We start from the raw sequence: 16,731 nt of genomic DNA on the forward strand, positions 1-16,731 counted from the left end.
GCCCCCTGGCGCGAGCCGGGTCATAATGATCCTCGTCATCATGGCTTGGCCGCGCACCGCTCCGCTGCCGGGAACCGGCGACCATGCGAGGCGGTGAGAAATACAGTTCATGGGATCCCAAATCGCACGAGCCGGGCCCGAGCGTCAACGGGAGAAATTCGCACAAGCCTAAGCGGGGGACCGGCTTGACCCCGATCATGGGATACAATCAGGGGCGCACCTGCCCGGAACCGCGCAGCTGATACTTGAAGCTGGTGAGCTGCTCGGGTCCGACCGGGCCGCGGGCGTGGAGCTTGCCGGTGGCGATCCCGATCTCCGCCCCGAAGCCGAACTCGCCGCCGTCGGCGAACTGGGTCGAGGCGTTCCAGATGACGATCGCGCTGTCGACCTCGGCGAGGAACTTCTCGGCCGCCGCGGTATCGGCGGCGACGATCGCCTCGGTATGGCCGGTACCGTAGCGACCGATGTGGTCGACCGCCTGTTCGAGGTTCCCCAGCACCTTCACCGCGAGGATGGGCGCGAGATACTCGGTGCTCCAGTCGGCCTCGGTCGCCTCCTTCATCGGCACGATGGAGCGGGCGAACTCGTCGCCGCGCAACTCGCAGCCGTCGAGGGCCCCGGCGATTTGCGGCAGCAGCCCGGGCGCGACCGCCGCGTCGATCAGCAGCGTTTCGGTCGCGCCGCACACCGAGATCCGGCGGAGCTTGGCGTTGCGGACGATGTCGATCGCCATTTGCGGGTCGGCGCTGGCGTGGACGTAGGTGTGGCAGACGCCCTCGAGATGGCCGAGCACGGGCACCCGCGCCTCGCGGCTGACCCGCTCCACCAGCGCCTTGCCGCCGCGCGGGATGATGAGGTCGATCGTGCCGCCCAGGCCGTCCAGCATCATGCCGACCGCGGCGCGGTCGGTGGTCGGAACGAACAGCACCGGCGGGACGGTCAGCCCGGAGTACCGAAGCGCCCGCTGGATCGCCGAGTAGATGGCGAAGCAGCTGTTGAGCGCCTCCGACCCGCAGCGCAGGATGATCGCGTTGCCCGAGCGGAGCGCGATCGCGGCCGCATCGGCGGTGACGTTCGGGCGGCTCTCGTAAATCATGCCGATCACCCCGATCGGCGTCCGCACCCGGCTGATGTCGAGCCCGTTCGGGCGGGTCCAGCGGTCGATCACCGCGCCAACCGGGTCGGGCAGGTTGGCGATCTGCTCGACCGCCGCGGCCATCGCCTCGACCCGCTCCTCGTCGAGCATCAGGCGGTCGAGGAGCTGGGTGGCCGCCGCCATGTCCTGCGCGTTGGCGGCCAGAATCTGGTCGCGGGCGCGGCGGATCTCGCCGGCCATGGCGCGGATCGCCTCGCTTCGCTGATACGCGCCCGCGTCGCGCAGCCGATTGGCCGCAAGCCGTGCCGCGGTGCCGAGCTTCGGAAGGTCTTCGGCGATGTTCACATCAGCACCAGGTCGTCGCGGTGGATCACTTCGTCGGGCCCCGCATACCCGATCCGCGCCGCGATTTCGCCGCTGGCGATGCCGCGGATCGCGCCAACCTCGGCGGCCGAATAGGCGCTGATCCCGCGCGCGAGCTCGCGGCCCTCGACCGTCAGCACCTTGAGGCAGCTGCCGCGCTCGAAGCCGCCGGCGACGGCGCGGATGCCGGCGGGGAGCAGGCTCTTGCCGGCGAGCAGCGCGGCCGCCGCGCCGGGATCGATGGTCAGGCTGCCGGCGGGAACGAGGGTGCCGGCGATCCACTGCTTGTAGGCGCGCGCCGGGGAGCCGGCGGCGGCGATGACGGTCGAGCGTGCGCGATTATCACCGAGCGCGGCCAGCGGATGGGCGTCGAGCCCCGACGCGACGATCGTCGCGCAGCCGAAGCCGCGGGCGATCCGCGCGGCGGCGATCTTGGTCCGCATCCCGCCCGAGCCGACTCCGGTCACTGAGGCCTCTCCCGCGAGCGCCTCGATCGCCGGCGTGATGTCCGGGATGTGAGGCAGATGCTCGGCGGTGGGGTCCTTGCCCGGATCGGCCGAATAGACGCCGTCGACGTCGGAGAGGAGGATGAGAAGGTCGCTCCGCATCAGCTGGGCGACCCGGGCCGACAAGCGATCATTGTCGCCGTAGCGCAATTCCTCCCGCGCGACGCTGTCGTTCTCGTTGACGATCGGCAGCGCGCCGGCACCGAGCAGCACTTCCATCGTCGCCCGGGCATTGAGCCAGCGGCGCCGCGATTCGGTGTCGTCGAGCGTGAGCAGCAGCTGCGCCGCCGGGATCCCGTGCGGGTCGAGTGCGCGCTGCCAGTGTGCCATCAGCAAAGGCTGGCCGGCCGCCGCCGCCGCCTGCTTGAGCTCGAGCCGGGGCGAGCGCCTGAGCCCTAGGTGGCCGCGGCCGAGCGCCACCGCGCCAGAAGAAACGACCGCAAGCTCTTTGCCGTCGGCGCGGAGAGCAGCGAGGTCGGCAGCGAGTGTCGCCAGCCACTCGGCGCGCATGCCCTGCCCGTCCGCCGCGACCAGCAGCGAGCTGCCGACCTTGACGGTGATCCGCCGCGCAGCCGCGATCAGCGCGGCGGCCGGCGCGTCCTTCTGTTGCACCTCGGGCATCGCCAAGCCTTTATCTTGGGATCCCATTGACAGGCAAGGCGGCTTGGGTCACTGCTCCGGTCGATCGCGGCTCCGCAAGGGGCCGGCGGGCCTTTCTTCGGAGCCACCGACGATGAGCAAGGCAGCTGACCTCATCTCCTCGCGTCCGCGCGGCTCCTTCGCCCTTGCCTGGTTTAGCAGCCGGTTCGCCTGAGGGCGGCCGGGCTTTTCCAACCTTCACCTGACAGGTAGGCCGCCCGTTGCCAGGGCGGCGGCAAGAGACGAGACGATGACCGAACAGCAGAGCCGGCGGCTCGCGGAACTCCGCGGCGAGCTAGACCGCATCGACGACCAGATCCTCGACCTGATCGAGCAGCGGATGGCGGCGGCGAGCGCGATCGCGCGGGCCAAGGACGACGAGGGCGACCAGCGGCTGAAGCTGCGGCCGCGGCGACAAGCGCAGATCGTCGAACGGCTGCACGCGCGGGCGACCAGTGCCCGCCCCGAGCTGATCGCCAATGTCTGGCGCGAGATCATGGCGCACAGCCTGCAGGCGCAGGCGGCGACCGAGATCGTCCTGGCGCCGAGCGACACGCCCGAGCTGCTCGAGGCGCGCGCACGGGCGCATTTCGGGTCGGCGGCGGCGATCCGCTTCGCGGTCAGCGCGGCGCAGGCGCTCAAGGCAGCGCTGAGCGGCGAGGCGATCGCGGTGCTGCAGGAGCCGATCAGCGGCGACGATCACCTGCGGCTATTCGACATGGTGCTGGGCGAGGACCGCCAGCCGCTCGGCTTCGCGATCGGGCGCGTCGCGGCGGAAGACGCGCTGGCCGAGGAAGCGCCGGAAAAGAAGCGGCGGGTCCGCTTCGCCGATCACCAGAGCCCGAGCGACTGGACCCCGGTTGGCTGGCGCGAGCGGCGCGCCGAGCAGCAGCCCGACTATCCCGACGCGGGCGCGCTGCAGCGGGTCGAGCGGCGGCTGGCGGGCAGCGCGCCGCTGGTCGAGGTCGCCGACATCATCCACCTGCGCGCCTCGCTGAGCCAGGTCGCGAACGCCCAGGGCTTCATCCTCCAGGGCGGCGATTGCGCGGAGAGCTTCGCCGAGTTCAACGCCGAGAAGGTGCGGACCACCTACAAGCTGCTGCTGCAGATGGGGGCGCTGCTCCGCTCGGCGACCGCGGGCGAGGTGGTGCACCTGGCGCGGATCGCCGGCCAGTTCGCCAAGCCGCGCAGCGCCGGCAGCGAGACGATCGGCGGGGTAACCCTGCCGAGCTACCGCGGAGACGCGGTCAACGGGCCGGCCTTCACCGCGGCGAGCCGGACCCCCGACCCCCGCCGGCTGCTCGACGCGCACCGCCAGGCGCAGGTCACGATTGAGCTGCTCCACGCCTACGCCTCGGCGAGCTACGCCGACCTGGCCGAGCTGCACGCGGAGACGGGGCTGGAGGGACCGCTCCGGCCGGTGTCGATGTTCACCAGCCACGAGGCGCTGCTGCTCAACTATGAGCAGGCGCTGACCCGCTGGGACGCGCCGAGCGAGAGCTGGTGGGCGACCACCGGGCACATGCTGTGGATCGGCGATCGTACCCGCCAGCTCGACGGCGCGCATGTCGAGTTCTGCCGCGGCGTGGCCAATCCGATCGGGCTGAAGTGCGGACCGTCGCTGAAGGTTGACGAGCTGCTCCGGCTGGTCGAGCGGCTCGACCCCGAGAACCGCGCGGGGCGGCTGGTGCTGATCGGGCGGTTCGGCTCGGCGAAGGTGGCGGAGCATCTGCCCGAGCTGATGCGGGCGACCCGCCGCGCGGGGCGGAACCTCGTCTGGACGATCGACCCGATGCACGGGAACACCCGGAGCGCCGGCGCGCGCAAGACTCGGCTGGTGAGCGACATCCTCGCCGAGATCGCCGCCTTCTTCGCGATCGCCCGGGCGGAGGGCGTGCACCCGGGCGGGATGCACCTCGAAATGACCGGCGGCGACGTCACCGAATGCCTCGGCGGCAGCGCGAGCCTGGTCGAGGAGGATCTCGAGCGGCGCTACCTCACCCATTGCGACCCGCGGCTCAACCGCGGCCAGGCGATCGACGTCGCGGCGGCGGTCGCCGGGCTGCTCGCGCCCGAGCGGCGATCGGACGCGGCATGAGCGTCACGGCGATGAGCCGGGCCGAGCTGACCGGGTCGCCGGGCGGTCCCTTGCGGGGCCGGATCGCAGTGCCGGGCGACAAGAGCATGTCGCACCGCGCACTGATTCTCGGCGGGCTGGCGGATGGCGAGACCCCGATCAGCGGCCTGCTGGAAGGCGACGACGTGCTCGCGACGGCGCGCGCGGTGGCGGCGTTCGGGGCGAGCGTTGAGCGGCTCGGGCCGGGCGAATGGCGGGTCACCGGCGCGGAGTGGACGAGCCCGGCCGAGTCCGTCGACTGCGGCAACAGCGGGACCGGGGCGCGACTGCTGATGGGCGCGGCGGCGGGCTTTCCGCTGACCGCCACCTTCACCGGCGACGCGAGCCTCAGCGGACGGCCGATGGAGCGGGTGCTCGGGCCGTTGCGCCAGATGGGCGCCGTCACCGAGGGCGCCACCCTGCCTGTCACGATCCGCGGCGGCGGTCTGCACGGGATCCGCTTCGTCAACGCCAAGGCCTCGGCGCAGGTCAAGTCGGCGATCCTGCTCGCCGGGTTGCGGGCAGAGGGCGAGATCATCGTCGAGGAGCCGGCGCGCAGCCGCGACCATAGCGAGAACATGCTTCGGGCGTTCGGCGCGGAGGTGGAGGTCGCTGCGGACGGCACCGTCCGGCTCGGCGAGAAGCGGGCGTTGACGGGAACCGACGTCGCCGTCCCGGGCGACCCGAGCAGCGCCGCCTTCCCGCTCGTCGCGGCGCTGCTGGTGCCGGGATCGGAGGTGCGGATCGAGGGCGTGATGCTCAACCCGCTGCGCACCGGCCTGTTCGCGACCCTCGTCGAGATGGGCGCGGACCTCATCGTGAGCGGCGAGCGCGATGTCGGCGGCGAGCGGGTCGGCGACCTCCTTGTCCGGGCGTCGGCGCTGCGCGGAGTCGAGGTGCCGGCGAGCCGCGCGCCGTCAATGATCGACGAATATCCGATCCTTGCCGTCGCGGCGGCCTGCGCCACCGGACGGAGCGTGATGCACGGGCTGGCCGAGCTCAGGGTCAAGGAGAGCGACCGGCTGGCCGCGATCATCGCCGGCCTCAACGCCTGCGGCATCGAGGCCTGGGACGAGGGCGACAGCCTGATCGTCGTCGGAGCCGGCGGACCGCCGGCGGGCGGCGGGTCGGTGCAGGCGCACCACGACCACCGGATCGCGATGAGCTTCCTCGTGCTCGGGCTCGCCGCGCGGGCACCGATCGGGGTCGACAGCGCGGCGATGATCGCGACCAGCTTCCCGACCTTCGTCCCGCTGATGCAGGGCCTCGGCGCGGGGATCGCGTGAGCGTCGCCTACCAGGGCGCGCCCGGGGCGTTCGGCCATGCCGCCTGCCGCCGCTTCCTGCCCGGGCACGAGCCGGTCGCCCGCCCCAGCTTCGCCGAGGTGATCCGCGCGGTGGAGGCGGACGAGGCGGACCTCGGCATGCTGCCGCTGGAGAACAACCATGCCGGGCCGACCGGCGCGGGTCCGCTGATCGCGGGATCGACGCTGCGGATCGTCGCCGAGCACGACCTTCCGGTGCGGATGCACCTGCTCGGGTTGCCGGGGACCGAGCTTCGCGACATCCGGCTGGTGCGCAGCCACCCCGTCGCGATCCGCCAGTGCGCGGCGACGCTCGGCGGGCTGGGGCTGGCGAGCGAACCCGCGGAGAACACCGCGGTGGCCGCGCTGGCGCTCGCCGACCGCGGCTGCGCGGTGCTGGCGAGCGAGGAGGCGGCGGCGCTCTACGGGCTGGCGATCCTCCGGCGCGACGTGCATGACCGCCCCGACAACGCCACTCGCTTCGCGGTGGTCGCCAAGGGAGCGGCATGAGCCTCAACAGCTTCGGTCACCTGCTGCGCTTCACGACCTGGGGCGAGAGCCACGGGCCGGCGATTGGCGCGGTGGTCGACGGCTGCCCGCCGGGCCTGCAACTGAGCGAAGCGGACATTCAGCCCTGGCTCGACCGGCGCCGTCCGGGCACCAGCCGCTTCACCACACAGCGCCGCGAGCCCGACCAGGTGCGGATCCTGTCCGGCGTGTTCGAGGGCCGGACCACGGGCACCCCGATCAGTCTGTTAATCGAGAACGAGGACCAGCGCTCCAAGGATTATTCGGAGGTGGCGCAGGCTTATAGGCCGGGACACGCCGACATCACTTACGACGCCAAGTACGGGCTTCGCGATTGGCGCGGCGGCGGGCGGAGCAGCGCGCGGGAGACGGCGTCGCGAGTGGCAGCAGGCGCGGTGGCGCGGCTGGTGATCCCCGAGGTGAGCATCCGTGCCTATCTGGTCGAGCTCGGCGGCGATCCGATCGACCGGGCCGCCTTCGACGAGGCGCAGATCGAGGCCAACCCCTTCCACTGCCCCGATGCGGCGGCGGCGGAGCGCTGGGCTGAGGCGGTCGACGCCGCTCGCAAAGACGGATCGTCGCTGGGCGCGGTGGTCGAATGTGTCGCGACGGGCGTGCCGGCCGGCTGGGGCGCGCCGCTCTACGCCAAGCTCGACGCCGAGCTCGCGGGGGCGATGATGGGGATCAACGCGGTCAAGGGCGTGGAAATCGGCGACGGGTTCGGCGCGGCGCGGCTGCGCGGCGAGCAGAACGCCGACCCGATCCGCCCCGGCCCCGCATTCGACAGCAATCATTCGGGCGGGATCCTCGGCGGCATCTCGACCGGCCAGCCGGTGGTCGTGCGGGTCGCGTTCAAGCCGACCTCGTCGATCCTGACGCCGGTGCCGACCATCGGGCGCGACGGACAAGCCACCGAGATCGCGACCAAGGGACGGCATGATCCCTGCGTCGGGATCCGGGGCGCGCCGGTGGTCGAGGCGATGATGGCGCTGGTTCTCGCCGACCAGAAGCTGCTTCACCGCGGCCAGTGCGGATGATCAAGACCATCCCCGTCGAGCTCGGCGATCGCGCCTACGAGGTGCGGATCGGCGACGGGCTGCTCGGACGCGCCGCCGAGCAGCTAGCCCCTTTCGCGCGCGGCGGGCGGCTGATCGTCGTCAGCGACGAGACGGTGTGGGCGGCGCAGGGGGACGCGCTTCGGACCGGCGCCGAGGGGCTGGCACTCGAGCCGGTGCTGGTGCCCGCGGGCGAGGAGAGCAAGGGCTGGGCGGGGCTGGCGTTGGTCTGCGACCGGCTGCTCGCGCTGGGGATTGAGCGGAAGGACCATCTCGTGGCGTTCGGCGGCGGCGTGATCGGCGACCTCGCCGGCTTCGCCAGCTCGGTAGTCAATCGGGGTTGCGGCTTCGTGCAGGTGCCGACCACCCTGCTGGCGCAGGTCGACAGCTCGGTCGGCGGCAAGACCGGGATCAATGTCGCGGCAGGAAAGAATCTGGTCGGCGCCTTCCACCAGCCGAGCCTGGTACTGATCGACCCCGAGGTCCTCGCATCGCTCGACCCGCGGCAGGTCCGCGCCGGCTATGCCGAGATCGCCAAATATGCGCTGATCGAGGATGCCGAGCTGTTCGGCTGGCTCGAAGTCGATGCGCCGGCGGTGCTGGCAGGCGACCCGGAAGCACGGCGGCGGGCGATCGCCGCGGCGGTCGCGGGCAAGGCGCGGATCGTCGCCGAGGACGAGCGCGAGACCAGCGGCCGGCGGGCGCTGCTCAACCTCGGCCATACTTTCGGTCACGCGCTGGAGGCGGAGACCGGCTATTCCGACCGGCTGCTCCACGGCGAGGCGGTGGCGCTGGGAACGGTGCTGGCGTTCGCCTACTCGGCGTCTCGTGGGCTCTGCCCGGCGGTCGATGCCGAGCGGGTGCAGGCGCACTTCGAGGCGGTCGGCCTGCCCACCCGCCTGTCGGAGGTTGGACTCGATGCAATGGGCGCGCGGCTCGCCGGGCACATGCGACTCGACAAGAAGCGTGAAGCCGGGCGGGTCGCCTTCATCCTTGCCCATGGAGTCGGCCAGGCGTTCGTCGACAAGGGCGTCGAGCTGGACGAGGTGGCCGCCTTCCTCGACGGGGCGCGCTGATGCGCTTCGCGGAGGTCATCGGCGACCCGGTCGCCCAGTCCCTGTCCCCGGCGATCCACCGCCACTGGCTCGAGGCGCTCGGGATTGACGGCGATTACCGGGCGAGCCGGGTGTCGCCCGACGAGCTGCCCGACTGGCTGGCGAAGCGGCGCGCCGATCCGGACTGGCTCGGCTGCAACGCGACCATCCCGCACAAGGAACGGGTGCTCGCGCTGCTCGACGAGGTCGAGCCCGATGCGGCGGCGATCGGAGCGGTCAATTGCCTCTACCGGCGGGGTGACAAGCTCGTCGGGGCCAACAGCGACGTCGAGGGAATCGCGGCGGCGCTCGACGACACGAAACTGGAGGGCGAGCGGCTGGCGCTGATCGGCGGTGGCGGGGCAGCCCGGGCAGCGATCGCCTATGCCGCGCGGCGCCGGGTCGCTGCGCTGGCGGTGGTGGTTCGGGATCCCATCAAGGCACAGGCGCTCCGCTCGATCGCACCGCATCTCGAGCTCACGCTGCTGACCGTCGCCGAGGCCGACGAGGCGTTCGACGGCGCGGCGGCGATCGTCAATTCGACCCCGCTCGGCATGGCGGGCGCGGCGCCGATGCCGCCCGACCTGCTCGCCGCGCTCGGCAATCATGGCGGCAGCGCGACACTGTTCGACATGGTCTACAAGCCTCGCGCCACGCCATTTCTCGCGCTGGCAAAGGGATCCGCCGAGCGGCGGGTGGAAGGGCTGGTCATGCTGGTCGGTCAGGCCCGCCGCGCCTTCCATCTCTTCTTCGGCGCCGAACCGCCGGCCGATGACGCCGCACTGCGTGACCGGCTCGCCACGCTCACCGGCGGTTCAGCCGGCTAGTGCGATCCCGAGCGCGCAAATCGATTGACAGGATCCCAATCTGGGTCTTGGGAGAGACGAGATGATGTCGAACGCCGTCCTTGCCCATCGTGGCCGCGCCCTGCGCGGAACCTCGGCGTTCGCCTTTACCACCTATTATTACGGATCCGCCCGGGCGGAGACGGACTGACGCGCTAGCTAGCCAAGCTCGACAGGAACCGAACCCCGCCCGGACCGTCCGGCGGGGTTTTTTCTTGTCCAAGGAGATGAGGACCCCATGAGCAACCCCATTGAACAAAAGGACGCAGCCGCCAAGCATGGCGTGCTCGCCTCCCCCGTGCCGCCGCCCGAGGCGGCTGCCGACTGGACCGTGCCCCAGCATTGGGAGGAGCTGACCGCCGAGGACCACTGGGTATGGGACACGCTCTACGCCCGGCAGAAGACGCTGCTCCACAATCGCGCGGTGCATGCGTTCGAGGAAGGGCTGGACGTCCTGTCGCTCTCGCGACCGGGTGTGCCGAACCTCGACGAGCTCAACGAGAAGCTCGGGGCGCGGACCGGCTGGAAGGTCGTCGCCGTGCCCGGGTTGGTGCCCGACGACGTGTTCTTCCGCCACCTTTCCGAACGCCGCTTCCCGGCCGGAAACTTCATCCGCGAAGCCAAGCAGCTCGACTATCTGGAGGAGCCGGACGTCTTCCATGACGTGTTCGGCCATGTTCCGCTGCTGTCGAACCCGGCGGTCGGCGACTTCATGCAGGCGCTCGGCGAGCTTGGCCTACAGGCGATCGATCGCGGCGCGCTGCACCGACTGGCGCGGCTCTACTGGTACACGGTGGAATTCGGGCTGGCGCGCGAGGACGGGCGACTGAAGATCTATGGCGCGGGAATTCTCTCCAGCTTCGGCGAGAGCCACTATTCGCTCGAAAACCCCAAGCCGCACCGGCTTACGTTCGACTTGAAGCGGGTGCTGCGAACGCGCTACCGGGTCGACAATTTCCAGCAGAGCTACTTCGTGATCGACCGCTTCGAGGACCTCCTCAAGCTCGTCGAGCGCAGCGATCTTCCGTCCCTCTACGAGGAACTGGCGACGCTGCCCGACATCGACCCGTCGGTGGCCGACCCAGAGGAGCGGCTCGCCGCATGAACGATTGGACGCGCGTCACCCCTTCCCGCTATGAAGCTGGGGAGGAGAAGAGTGGTGACGGGCAAGGCAGAGGGCGCCGCGTGGACAGCCGCGTAGCGCAGCGCATCCGCGAACTGATTGTCGAGGGCGTCCTGCCGCCGGGCAGCCGGGTGGCGGAAGCCTCGATCGCCGAGCGGCTCGGAGTCTCGCGCACGCCGGTCCGCAACGCGCTTCCGGCGCTCGCCACCGAGGGGCTGCTCGAGCCCGCGGGCAAGCGCGGCTATGCCGTTCGCGCCTTCACCACCGAGGACAGCTTCAAGGCCACAGAGATCCGCTGTGTGCTGGAAGGCTATGCCGCGCGCGAGCTGGCGTCGAGGCCGGACCGAACGCTCATCGTCTCTCAGCTCCGGGAAGTGCTGAAGGAAGGCGATGCGATCTTCGCCAAGGGCCATGTCGTCAAGGACGACGAAGAGGCCTACGCGCGAATGAACGGCCGTTTCCACGACCTCATCAACGAGGGCGCGCGGGATACATTGCTGGGCGAGCTGATCCAGCGGGTCTACTCGGTCCCGTTCGTCGCGCCCAACGTCGTCGCCTTCAACCGGGTGCCGCTGGACGAGATCTTCCCGATCCTCGTGTCGGGCCATCACCAGCATCACGCGATCGTCGATGCGATCGAATCCGGACAGGCCGACCTTGCCGAGACGCTGATGCGCGGACACAGCAAGCCAGCAGCGCGGAGCCTGGGGCTGGAAGGTGGGTCCGCTTCGGTCAAGGAATGACTTGACCCAGAGTGATTGGATCCCATAAGAACGACTCCGTTCGGTCCAGCACCGGACAAGCATCAAGAGTGGACGGACGGCCAACAGGCCCGATGCCCACGCCAACCTGCCCAGCCCGGGCAAGGTGGCGGTCCTCACGGGACGATGCGGCCGACCAGGCAACCAAGCGGGTCACGAAGCCACATCATCCCCGAACGACGAAGAAGGGGAAGATGACGCTGTCCGTCCTGTCACCGCGATCGCTGGAGCTGAACGACGCAAGCGTCGAGGCCGAGTGTCGGCCCGCGCCCGTCGTTCTTCACGAGGTTCCGCTGCCGGTCGAGCTCGCCCGTTACGGCGACAAGGTCCGCGCCGCGCTGGCCGGCAACCCGCTCGGCGAGCCGGTGGTAGTGCTGGGCGGCATCTCCGCCGATGCCTGCCCTCTGGTCCGCCCCGATGGTCGGGCCGGCTGGTGGCCGCGCTTCGTCGGTCCGGGCGGTGCCGTCGACCCGGCGCTGCACCGGATCATCGGGCTCGACTTCGCGGCCGACGAGAGCGGTGACTTCGCGCCCTCCACCGCCGACCAGGCCGACGTGGTGCTGGCGGCGCTTGATGCACTGGGGAGCGAGCGACCCGTCGCCTTTGTCGGGGCCTCCTACGGCGCGATGGTCGGGCTGGCGTTGGCCGAGCGCGCTCCGGAGCGGGTGGCCCGGCTGGTGGTCATCTCCGCCGCCTGTGCCCCGCATCCCGCCTCCACCGCCATCCGCGAGCTGCAGCGGCGGGTCGTCTGCATGGGGCTGCGCAACGGCTGCGGCGAGGAAGCGCTGACCATCGCCCGCGGCATGGGAATGATGACCTACCGCACGCCGCAGGAGTTCGCCGAGCGGTTCGAAGGCGGGATCGAGGCGGCGGAGAGCCGCAGCTGCTCCGCGCCGGGCGATTATCTCCGCAGCCGCGGCGATGCCTTTCTTTCGGTCATGTCCCCGGGACGCTTTCTCAGCCTGTCCGCCTCGATCGACCGCCACCGGATCGACCCGGCCCGGATCGGCGCGCCGACCCTGCTGATCGGGGTGACGAGTGACCAGCTGGTCAGCACCGCGCAGATGGAGACGCTCTCGCGCCGGCTCGGCGGGCCGGCCGAGCTCCACTTCATCGATTCCCTTTACGGCCACGACGCTTTCCTCAAAGAAGCGGATCGCATGGCCGAGATCGCCCGCCCCTTCCTGGCCCCCGCCGCTTGAGCAGCCCGCGCGACCCCGCGACGGTGGTCGCCGGCGCACGCCCGGACCGCAGCGACGGTGGCGTCGTGCCGCCGCTGTGGATTTCGGACACCTACCGCTGGGCATCGCCGGACGAAAAGCCGGACTATGACTATTCGCGGACGGTGAACGCCAACCGCACATTGCTGATCGAGGCGCTTGCGGAGCTGGAGGGTGCAGCCGGCGGAGTGGTGACGGGGAGCGGCCAGTCCGCCGCACTGTTGGCGCTGCTGCGGTTGCCGGCGGGTGCGCGGGTGATTGCCCCGCATGACTGCTACGGCGGGACTTACCGGCTGCTCGATGGTCTGCAGAAGCAGGGCAAGCTCGTTGCCCACTTCGTCGACCAGGGCGACGCGGCAGCGGTGGACGCGGCAATGGCGGAGCAGGTCGACCTGCTGTGGATCGAAACCCCGAGCAATCCACTGATGCGGGTCGTCGATATTGTTGCCTTGGCAGCTCGGGCGAAGGCGGCCGGCGCGCTGACGGTCGCGGACAACACCCTGCCAACGCCCTTGCGCCAGCGACCGCTCGAGCTGGGCTGCGACCTCGTCATGCATTCGACGACGAAGGCGCTCAACGGGCACAGCGACCTGTTTGGCGGCGCGCTGCTGGCGAAGGATGCGGCGTTGGCCGAAGAACTCGCTTGGTGGAGCAACGCGGCGGGTCTGAACGCCTCGGCGTTCGACGCGTCGCAGATCCTGCGTGGGCTGCGGACGCTCCCGTTGCGAGTGGACCGGCAGGAGGAGACCGCAATGCGCCTCGCCGCCTGGCTGGCGCAGCAGCCGGCGGTCGAGCGGGTCCATTATCCGGGCCTTGCCGATTATTCCGGCCATGCGCTGGCGGTCCGCCAGCAGCGCGGGCCGGGCTTCCTGATGAGCTTCGAACTGCGGGATGCCGGCGCCGCGTCCCGCTTCCTCGGCGGACTGAGGCTGGTCACCCTCGCCTCGTCGCTCGGCGGCTTCGCGACGCTGATCTGCCAGCCGTCCACCATGACCCACCGCGGCATGCCGCCAGAAGCGCAGGCGGCGGCGGGGATCCGACCCGACCTGCTCCGCCTGTCGGTCGGGCTGGAGGCGGCCGAGGACCTGCAGGCAGACTTCGAGCGCGGTTTCGCGGCGCTGGCATGAGGCTGACCCTTGTCTTCTTCGGCCGACTGGCCGACGTTGCCGGGCGCGAGCTGCCGTTCGACAGCGCGGCACGGAACGTCGGCGGATTGCGAAGGGAGCTGGCCGGACGCTTCCCCGGGCTTGCCGAGGATCTCCTGGGCAGTCGCGTCCGGATCTGCATTGCCGACTCGCTCGTCAGCGACGATGAGGCGCTTCACGATGGACAGCGGCTCGACATCCTCTCCCCGCTCAGCGGCGGCTGACCCGCGCCGCCGTGCGCGGCTCGCGCATGGCGCGTTCGACCCCGCGGCCGAGCTCGAGGCTCTGATCGCCGCCAGCGACGGCGCAGGGGCGGTGGTGAGTTTCACCGGGCTTACCCGGGGCCATGCGGGCGCAGTCGGCATGCTGGTCCTCGACCATCACCCGGTGCTGACCGAGTGTTCGCTGCAGGACATTGCCGCTGAAGCCCTCGCCCGGTTCGACATCGGCGCGGCGTGGGTGGTCCATCGCTGCGGCGCGGTCCCCGCGGGCGAGCCGATCGTCTTCGCCGGCGCCGCGAGCCGCCATCGCCGCGCGGCGTTCGAGGCGGCCGACTATATGATGGACCGGCTGAAGACCGACGCCGTGTTCTGGAAGCGCGAAGTGGGACCGGCCGGCGAGCGCTGGATCGAACCCACGGCCGGCGACTATGACGACCGCTCACGCTGGAACCGAGACGATGCCGGGAATTGACGAGAGCCTGATCTTCCACCCGCTGCGGATTGCGGTGCTGACGATCAGCGACACGCGGGACGAGGCGACCGACAGGTCGGGGGCGCTGCTCGCCGAGCGGCTGACCGCGGCCGGCCATGCGCTCGCCGACAAGCGGATCGTTACGGACGAGGTGACGGCGATTCGCGGAGCAATCGAGCCGTGGATCGCCGACGAGGGCGTCGACGTAATCGTCACTACCGGCGGCACCGGCTTTGCCCCGCGCGACGTGACTCCGGAGGCGGTGAAGCCGCTGTTCCGGCGCGAGATGGACGGCTTCTCGGTCGTGTTCCACCAGGCGAGCCTGGAGACGGTCGGCGTGGCGACTCTCCAGTCGCGGGCCTTCGCCGGGCAGGCGGGGGACACGTTCATCTTCTGCCTTCCGGGCTCGACCGGCGCCTGCCGCGACGGGTGGGACCGGGTGCTCGCCTTCGAGCTCGACAGCCGCCATCGTCCCTGCTCGCTGGCCGGGCAGATCCCACGGCTGCGGGACCACTGCGCATGAGCCGGCTGACCCATATCGACGCCGAGGGCCGTGCGCGGATGGTCGACGTATCAGGCAAGCCGGACACGGCGCGAGTGGCGCGGGCCGCCGCGACCCTGCTGTGCGAGCCGGCGACGCTTGCCGCAGTGATCGAGGGGCGCGCACCCAAGGGGCAGGTGATCGCCACCGCCGAGCTGGCCGGCGTGATGGGCGCCAAGCGAACCAGCGATCTCATCCCGCTTTGCCACCCGCTGGCGCTCAGCAAAGTGGTGGTGACGATCGAGCCGGATGCGGCGCTGCCGGGTTTCCGGATCGCTGCCGAGGCGCGGACAACCGGGCCGACCGGGGTCGAAATGGAGGCGCTCACCGCCGCCTCGGTGGCGGCGCTGACGCTGTACGACATGCTAAAAGCGCTCGATCGCGGGATGCGGGTCACCGACCTCCGGCTGCTTGCCAAAAGCGGGGGTCGGTCGGGCGACTGGACCGCCGAATGATCGGGTTTGACGAGGCGAGCGCGATCCTTGCCGCCGTTTCCGAGCGAACGCCGGTTGAGACGGTGCCGATTGCCGAGGCCGCAGGGCGGGTGCTGGCGGCCGCGCTCACGGCGGCGCTCGACTCTCCGCGCAGCGACGTTTCGGCGATGGACGGCTATGCCGTTCGCTCGGACGACCTGTCCGCGCTTCCCGCACGGCTGCCGGTCGACCTGGTCAGCTATCCCGGCGGACCCGGTCTGCCTCCGCTCGGACCGAGTCAGTGCGCGCGGATCTTCACCGGGGCGCCGCTGCCGCCGGGCGCCGACCGGGTGATCATGCAGGAGGATGTCGAGCGCGAGGGAGATGTGGCGGTGATTGCCGGTCCACCCGGTCCCTCTCCGCACGTTCGAGCGCGAGCCTCCGACTTCGCTGCCGGGACCGAGCTGCTGAGCGCCGGTACCCGCCTCACTCCCACCGCGATCGTCACCGCCGCCGCTGCGGATGCGGCGAGCCTGCCGGTGCACGGACGACCGCGGATGATCATCCTCGGGACCGGCGACGAGCTGGCCGCGCCGGGCACCGCGCGCGAGCGGCCACGCGCGATCCCCGAAAGCCTGTCGCTCGGGGTCGCCGCCATGGCCGAGCGCTGGGGCGCGACCTGCCTCGCCATCCGTCGCCTTCCCGACGAGCCGGCGACCCTGGAGCGCGCCGCGGCCGAGGCGCTCGAAGAGACCGACATCGTCGTCGTGACCGGCGGCGCTTCGGTCGGCGAGAAGGACTTTGCCAAGGCGATGTTCGCGCCGGCAGGGCTCGAGCTCCTTTTTTCCAAGGTCGCGATCAAGCCGGGCAAGCCGGTTTGGCTTGGGCGAGCGCGCGGACGGCTCGTGCTCGGCCTGCCGGGCAATCCCAGTTCGGCGATGGTCACCGCCCGGCTGTTCCTCGTCCCGCTGCTGCTGCGGCTCTCAGGGGGGGACCCCGCGGAAGGCCTGCGCTGGCGGCCGGTCCCGCTCGGTGCCGCGCTGCCGGCGGGCGGCGCGCGCGAGGAATTCGTCCGCGCCGCCTGGCGGGACGGGGCGGCCGAACCGCTCGGCGACCAGGTCAGCGGCTCGCAGCGGCCACTCGCCAATGCCGAGCTTTTGCTCCGGCGACCCGCGGGCTGTGACGCCACGGAGGCGGGGTCGAACGTGCCGGCCCTCTGGTTCGAGTGAGATGCTTCGAAGGCCGATCTTTCCGTTTGCGCTGCAAGCTGGCAGGAGCGCGCGCGTGACC

The 16,731-nt window shown here is 71.0% G+C and carries 17 protein-coding genes and 1 riboswitch; of the genes, 15 read left to right on the plus strand and 2 right to left on the minus strand.

All coding sequences use genetic code 11. The features are described 5' to 3' along the window. Positions 1 to 208 precede the first annotated feature (208 nt). Both HMF7854_RS00810 and proB read right to left on the minus strand, forming a co-directional pair. Entirely contained in the window at positions 209 to 1,441 is a 1,233-nt protein-coding gene (locus HMF7854_RS00810) for a glutamate-5-semialdehyde dehydrogenase (protein ID WP_126717376.1), read from the minus strand. Further along, positions 1,438 to 2,586, minus strand: a complete 1,149-nt coding sequence (gene proB, locus HMF7854_RS00815; RefSeq protein ID WP_126717377.1) for a glutamate 5-kinase — start codon at positions 2,584 to 2,586, stop codon at positions 1,438 to 1,440. The genes HMF7854_RS00810 and proB overlap by 4 nt, the downstream gene beginning before the upstream one ends. 268 nt (positions 2,587 to 2,854) lie before the next feature. Here proB and HMF7854_RS00820 point away from each other — a divergent pair, with 268 nt between their 5' ends. From HMF7854_RS00820 to HMF7854_RS00890, 15 genes are all read left to right on the plus strand, one after another. Next, a complete protein-coding gene (locus HMF7854_RS00820) occupies positions 2,855 to 4,702 on the plus strand; it encodes a 3-deoxy-7-phosphoheptulonate synthase (protein WP_126717378.1) in 1,848 nt (615 codons plus the stop codon). After that, entirely contained in the window at positions 4,699 to 6,006 is a 1,308-nt protein-coding gene (gene aroA / locus HMF7854_RS00825) for a 3-phosphoshikimate 1-carboxyvinyltransferase (RefSeq protein ID WP_239016778.1), read from the plus strand. The genes HMF7854_RS00820 and aroA overlap by 4 nt, the downstream gene beginning before the upstream one ends. Further along, complete coding sequence (locus HMF7854_RS00830) at positions 6,003 to 6,533, plus strand: prephenate dehydratase domain-containing protein (RefSeq protein ID WP_126717379.1); 531 nt, start codon at positions 6,003 to 6,005, stop codon at positions 6,531 to 6,533. The genes aroA and HMF7854_RS00830 overlap by 4 nt, the downstream gene beginning before the upstream one ends. Next, the gene (aroC, locus tag HMF7854_RS00835) at positions 6,530 to 7,588 is read left to right on the plus strand and encodes a chorismate synthase (protein ID WP_126717380.1); all 1,059 of its coding nucleotides are present in this window, start codon (positions 6,530 to 6,532) and stop codon (positions 7,586 to 7,588) included. Before HMF7854_RS00830 ends, aroC begins: the two co-directional genes overlap by 4 nt. After that, a complete protein-coding gene (gene aroB, locus HMF7854_RS00840) occupies positions 7,588 to 8,682 on the plus strand; it encodes a 3-dehydroquinate synthase (protein ID WP_185829319.1) in 1,095 nt (364 codons plus the stop codon). The genes aroC and aroB overlap by 1 nt, the downstream gene beginning before the upstream one ends. Next, positions 8,682 to 9,527: a shikimate dehydrogenase family protein gene (locus tag HMF7854_RS00845; RefSeq protein WP_126717382.1), complete on the plus strand. Its 846-nt coding sequence runs from the start codon at positions 8,682 to 8,684 to the stop codon at positions 9,525 to 9,527. Before aroB ends, HMF7854_RS00845 begins: the two co-directional genes overlap by 1 nt. 256 nt (positions 9,528 to 9,783) lie before the next feature. Next, complete coding sequence (gene phhA, locus HMF7854_RS00850; protein ID WP_126717383.1) at positions 9,784 to 10,650, plus strand: phenylalanine 4-monooxygenase; 867 nt, start codon at positions 9,784 to 9,786, stop codon at positions 10,648 to 10,650. Positions 10,651 to 10,730: 80 nt separating this feature from the next. Further along, a complete protein-coding gene (locus HMF7854_RS00855; RefSeq protein WP_221766396.1) occupies positions 10,731 to 11,411 on the plus strand; it encodes a GntR family transcriptional regulator in 681 nt (226 codons plus the stop codon). 54 nt (positions 11,412 to 11,465) lie between these two features. Next, a riboswitch (SAM-I-IV-variant riboswitch) is annotated at positions 11,466 to 11,587 on the plus strand. 36 nt (positions 11,588 to 11,623) lie between these two features. After that, positions 11,624 to 12,631, plus strand: coding sequence for a homoserine O-succinyltransferase MetX (metX, locus tag HMF7854_RS00860; protein WP_185829106.1), 1,008 nt, complete (start codon positions 11,624 to 11,626; stop codon positions 12,629 to 12,631). Beyond that, positions 12,628 to 13,776, plus strand: coding sequence for a PLP-dependent transferase (locus tag HMF7854_RS00865; RefSeq protein ID WP_185829107.1), 1,149 nt, complete (start codon positions 12,628 to 12,630; stop codon positions 13,774 to 13,776). The genes metX and HMF7854_RS00865 overlap by 4 nt, the downstream gene beginning before the upstream one ends. Further along, entirely contained in the window at positions 13,773 to 14,018 is a 246-nt protein-coding gene (locus tag HMF7854_RS00870) for a MoaD/ThiS family protein (protein WP_126717386.1), read from the plus strand. Before HMF7854_RS00865 ends, HMF7854_RS00870 begins: the two co-directional genes overlap by 4 nt. Further along, complete coding sequence (locus HMF7854_RS00875; protein ID WP_239016779.1) at positions 13,960 to 14,487, plus strand: molybdenum cofactor biosynthesis protein MoaE; 528 nt, start codon at positions 13,960 to 13,962, stop codon at positions 14,485 to 14,487. The genes HMF7854_RS00870 and HMF7854_RS00875 overlap by 59 nt, the downstream gene beginning before the upstream one ends. Further along, positions 14,474 to 15,010, plus strand: coding sequence for a molybdenum cofactor biosynthesis protein B (gene moaB / locus HMF7854_RS00880; RefSeq protein ID WP_126717387.1), 537 nt, complete (start codon positions 14,474 to 14,476; stop codon positions 15,008 to 15,010). The genes HMF7854_RS00875 and moaB overlap by 14 nt, the downstream gene beginning before the upstream one ends. Next, a complete protein-coding gene (moaC, locus tag HMF7854_RS00885; RefSeq protein ID WP_126717388.1) occupies positions 15,007 to 15,483 on the plus strand; it encodes a cyclic pyranopterin monophosphate synthase MoaC in 477 nt (158 codons plus the stop codon). Before moaB ends, moaC begins: the two co-directional genes overlap by 4 nt. After that, entirely contained in the window at positions 15,480 to 16,670 is a 1,191-nt protein-coding gene (locus HMF7854_RS00890; RefSeq protein ID WP_126717389.1) for a molybdopterin molybdotransferase MoeA, read from the plus strand. Before moaC ends, HMF7854_RS00890 begins: the two co-directional genes overlap by 4 nt. Positions 16,671 to 16,731: the final 61 nt, after the last annotated feature.

The sequence above is a fragment of the Sphingomonas ginkgonis genome (assembly GCF_003970925.1).
Taxonomy (GTDB): domain Bacteria; phylum Pseudomonadota; class Alphaproteobacteria; order Sphingomonadales; family Sphingomonadaceae; genus Sphingomicrobium; species Sphingomicrobium ginkgonis.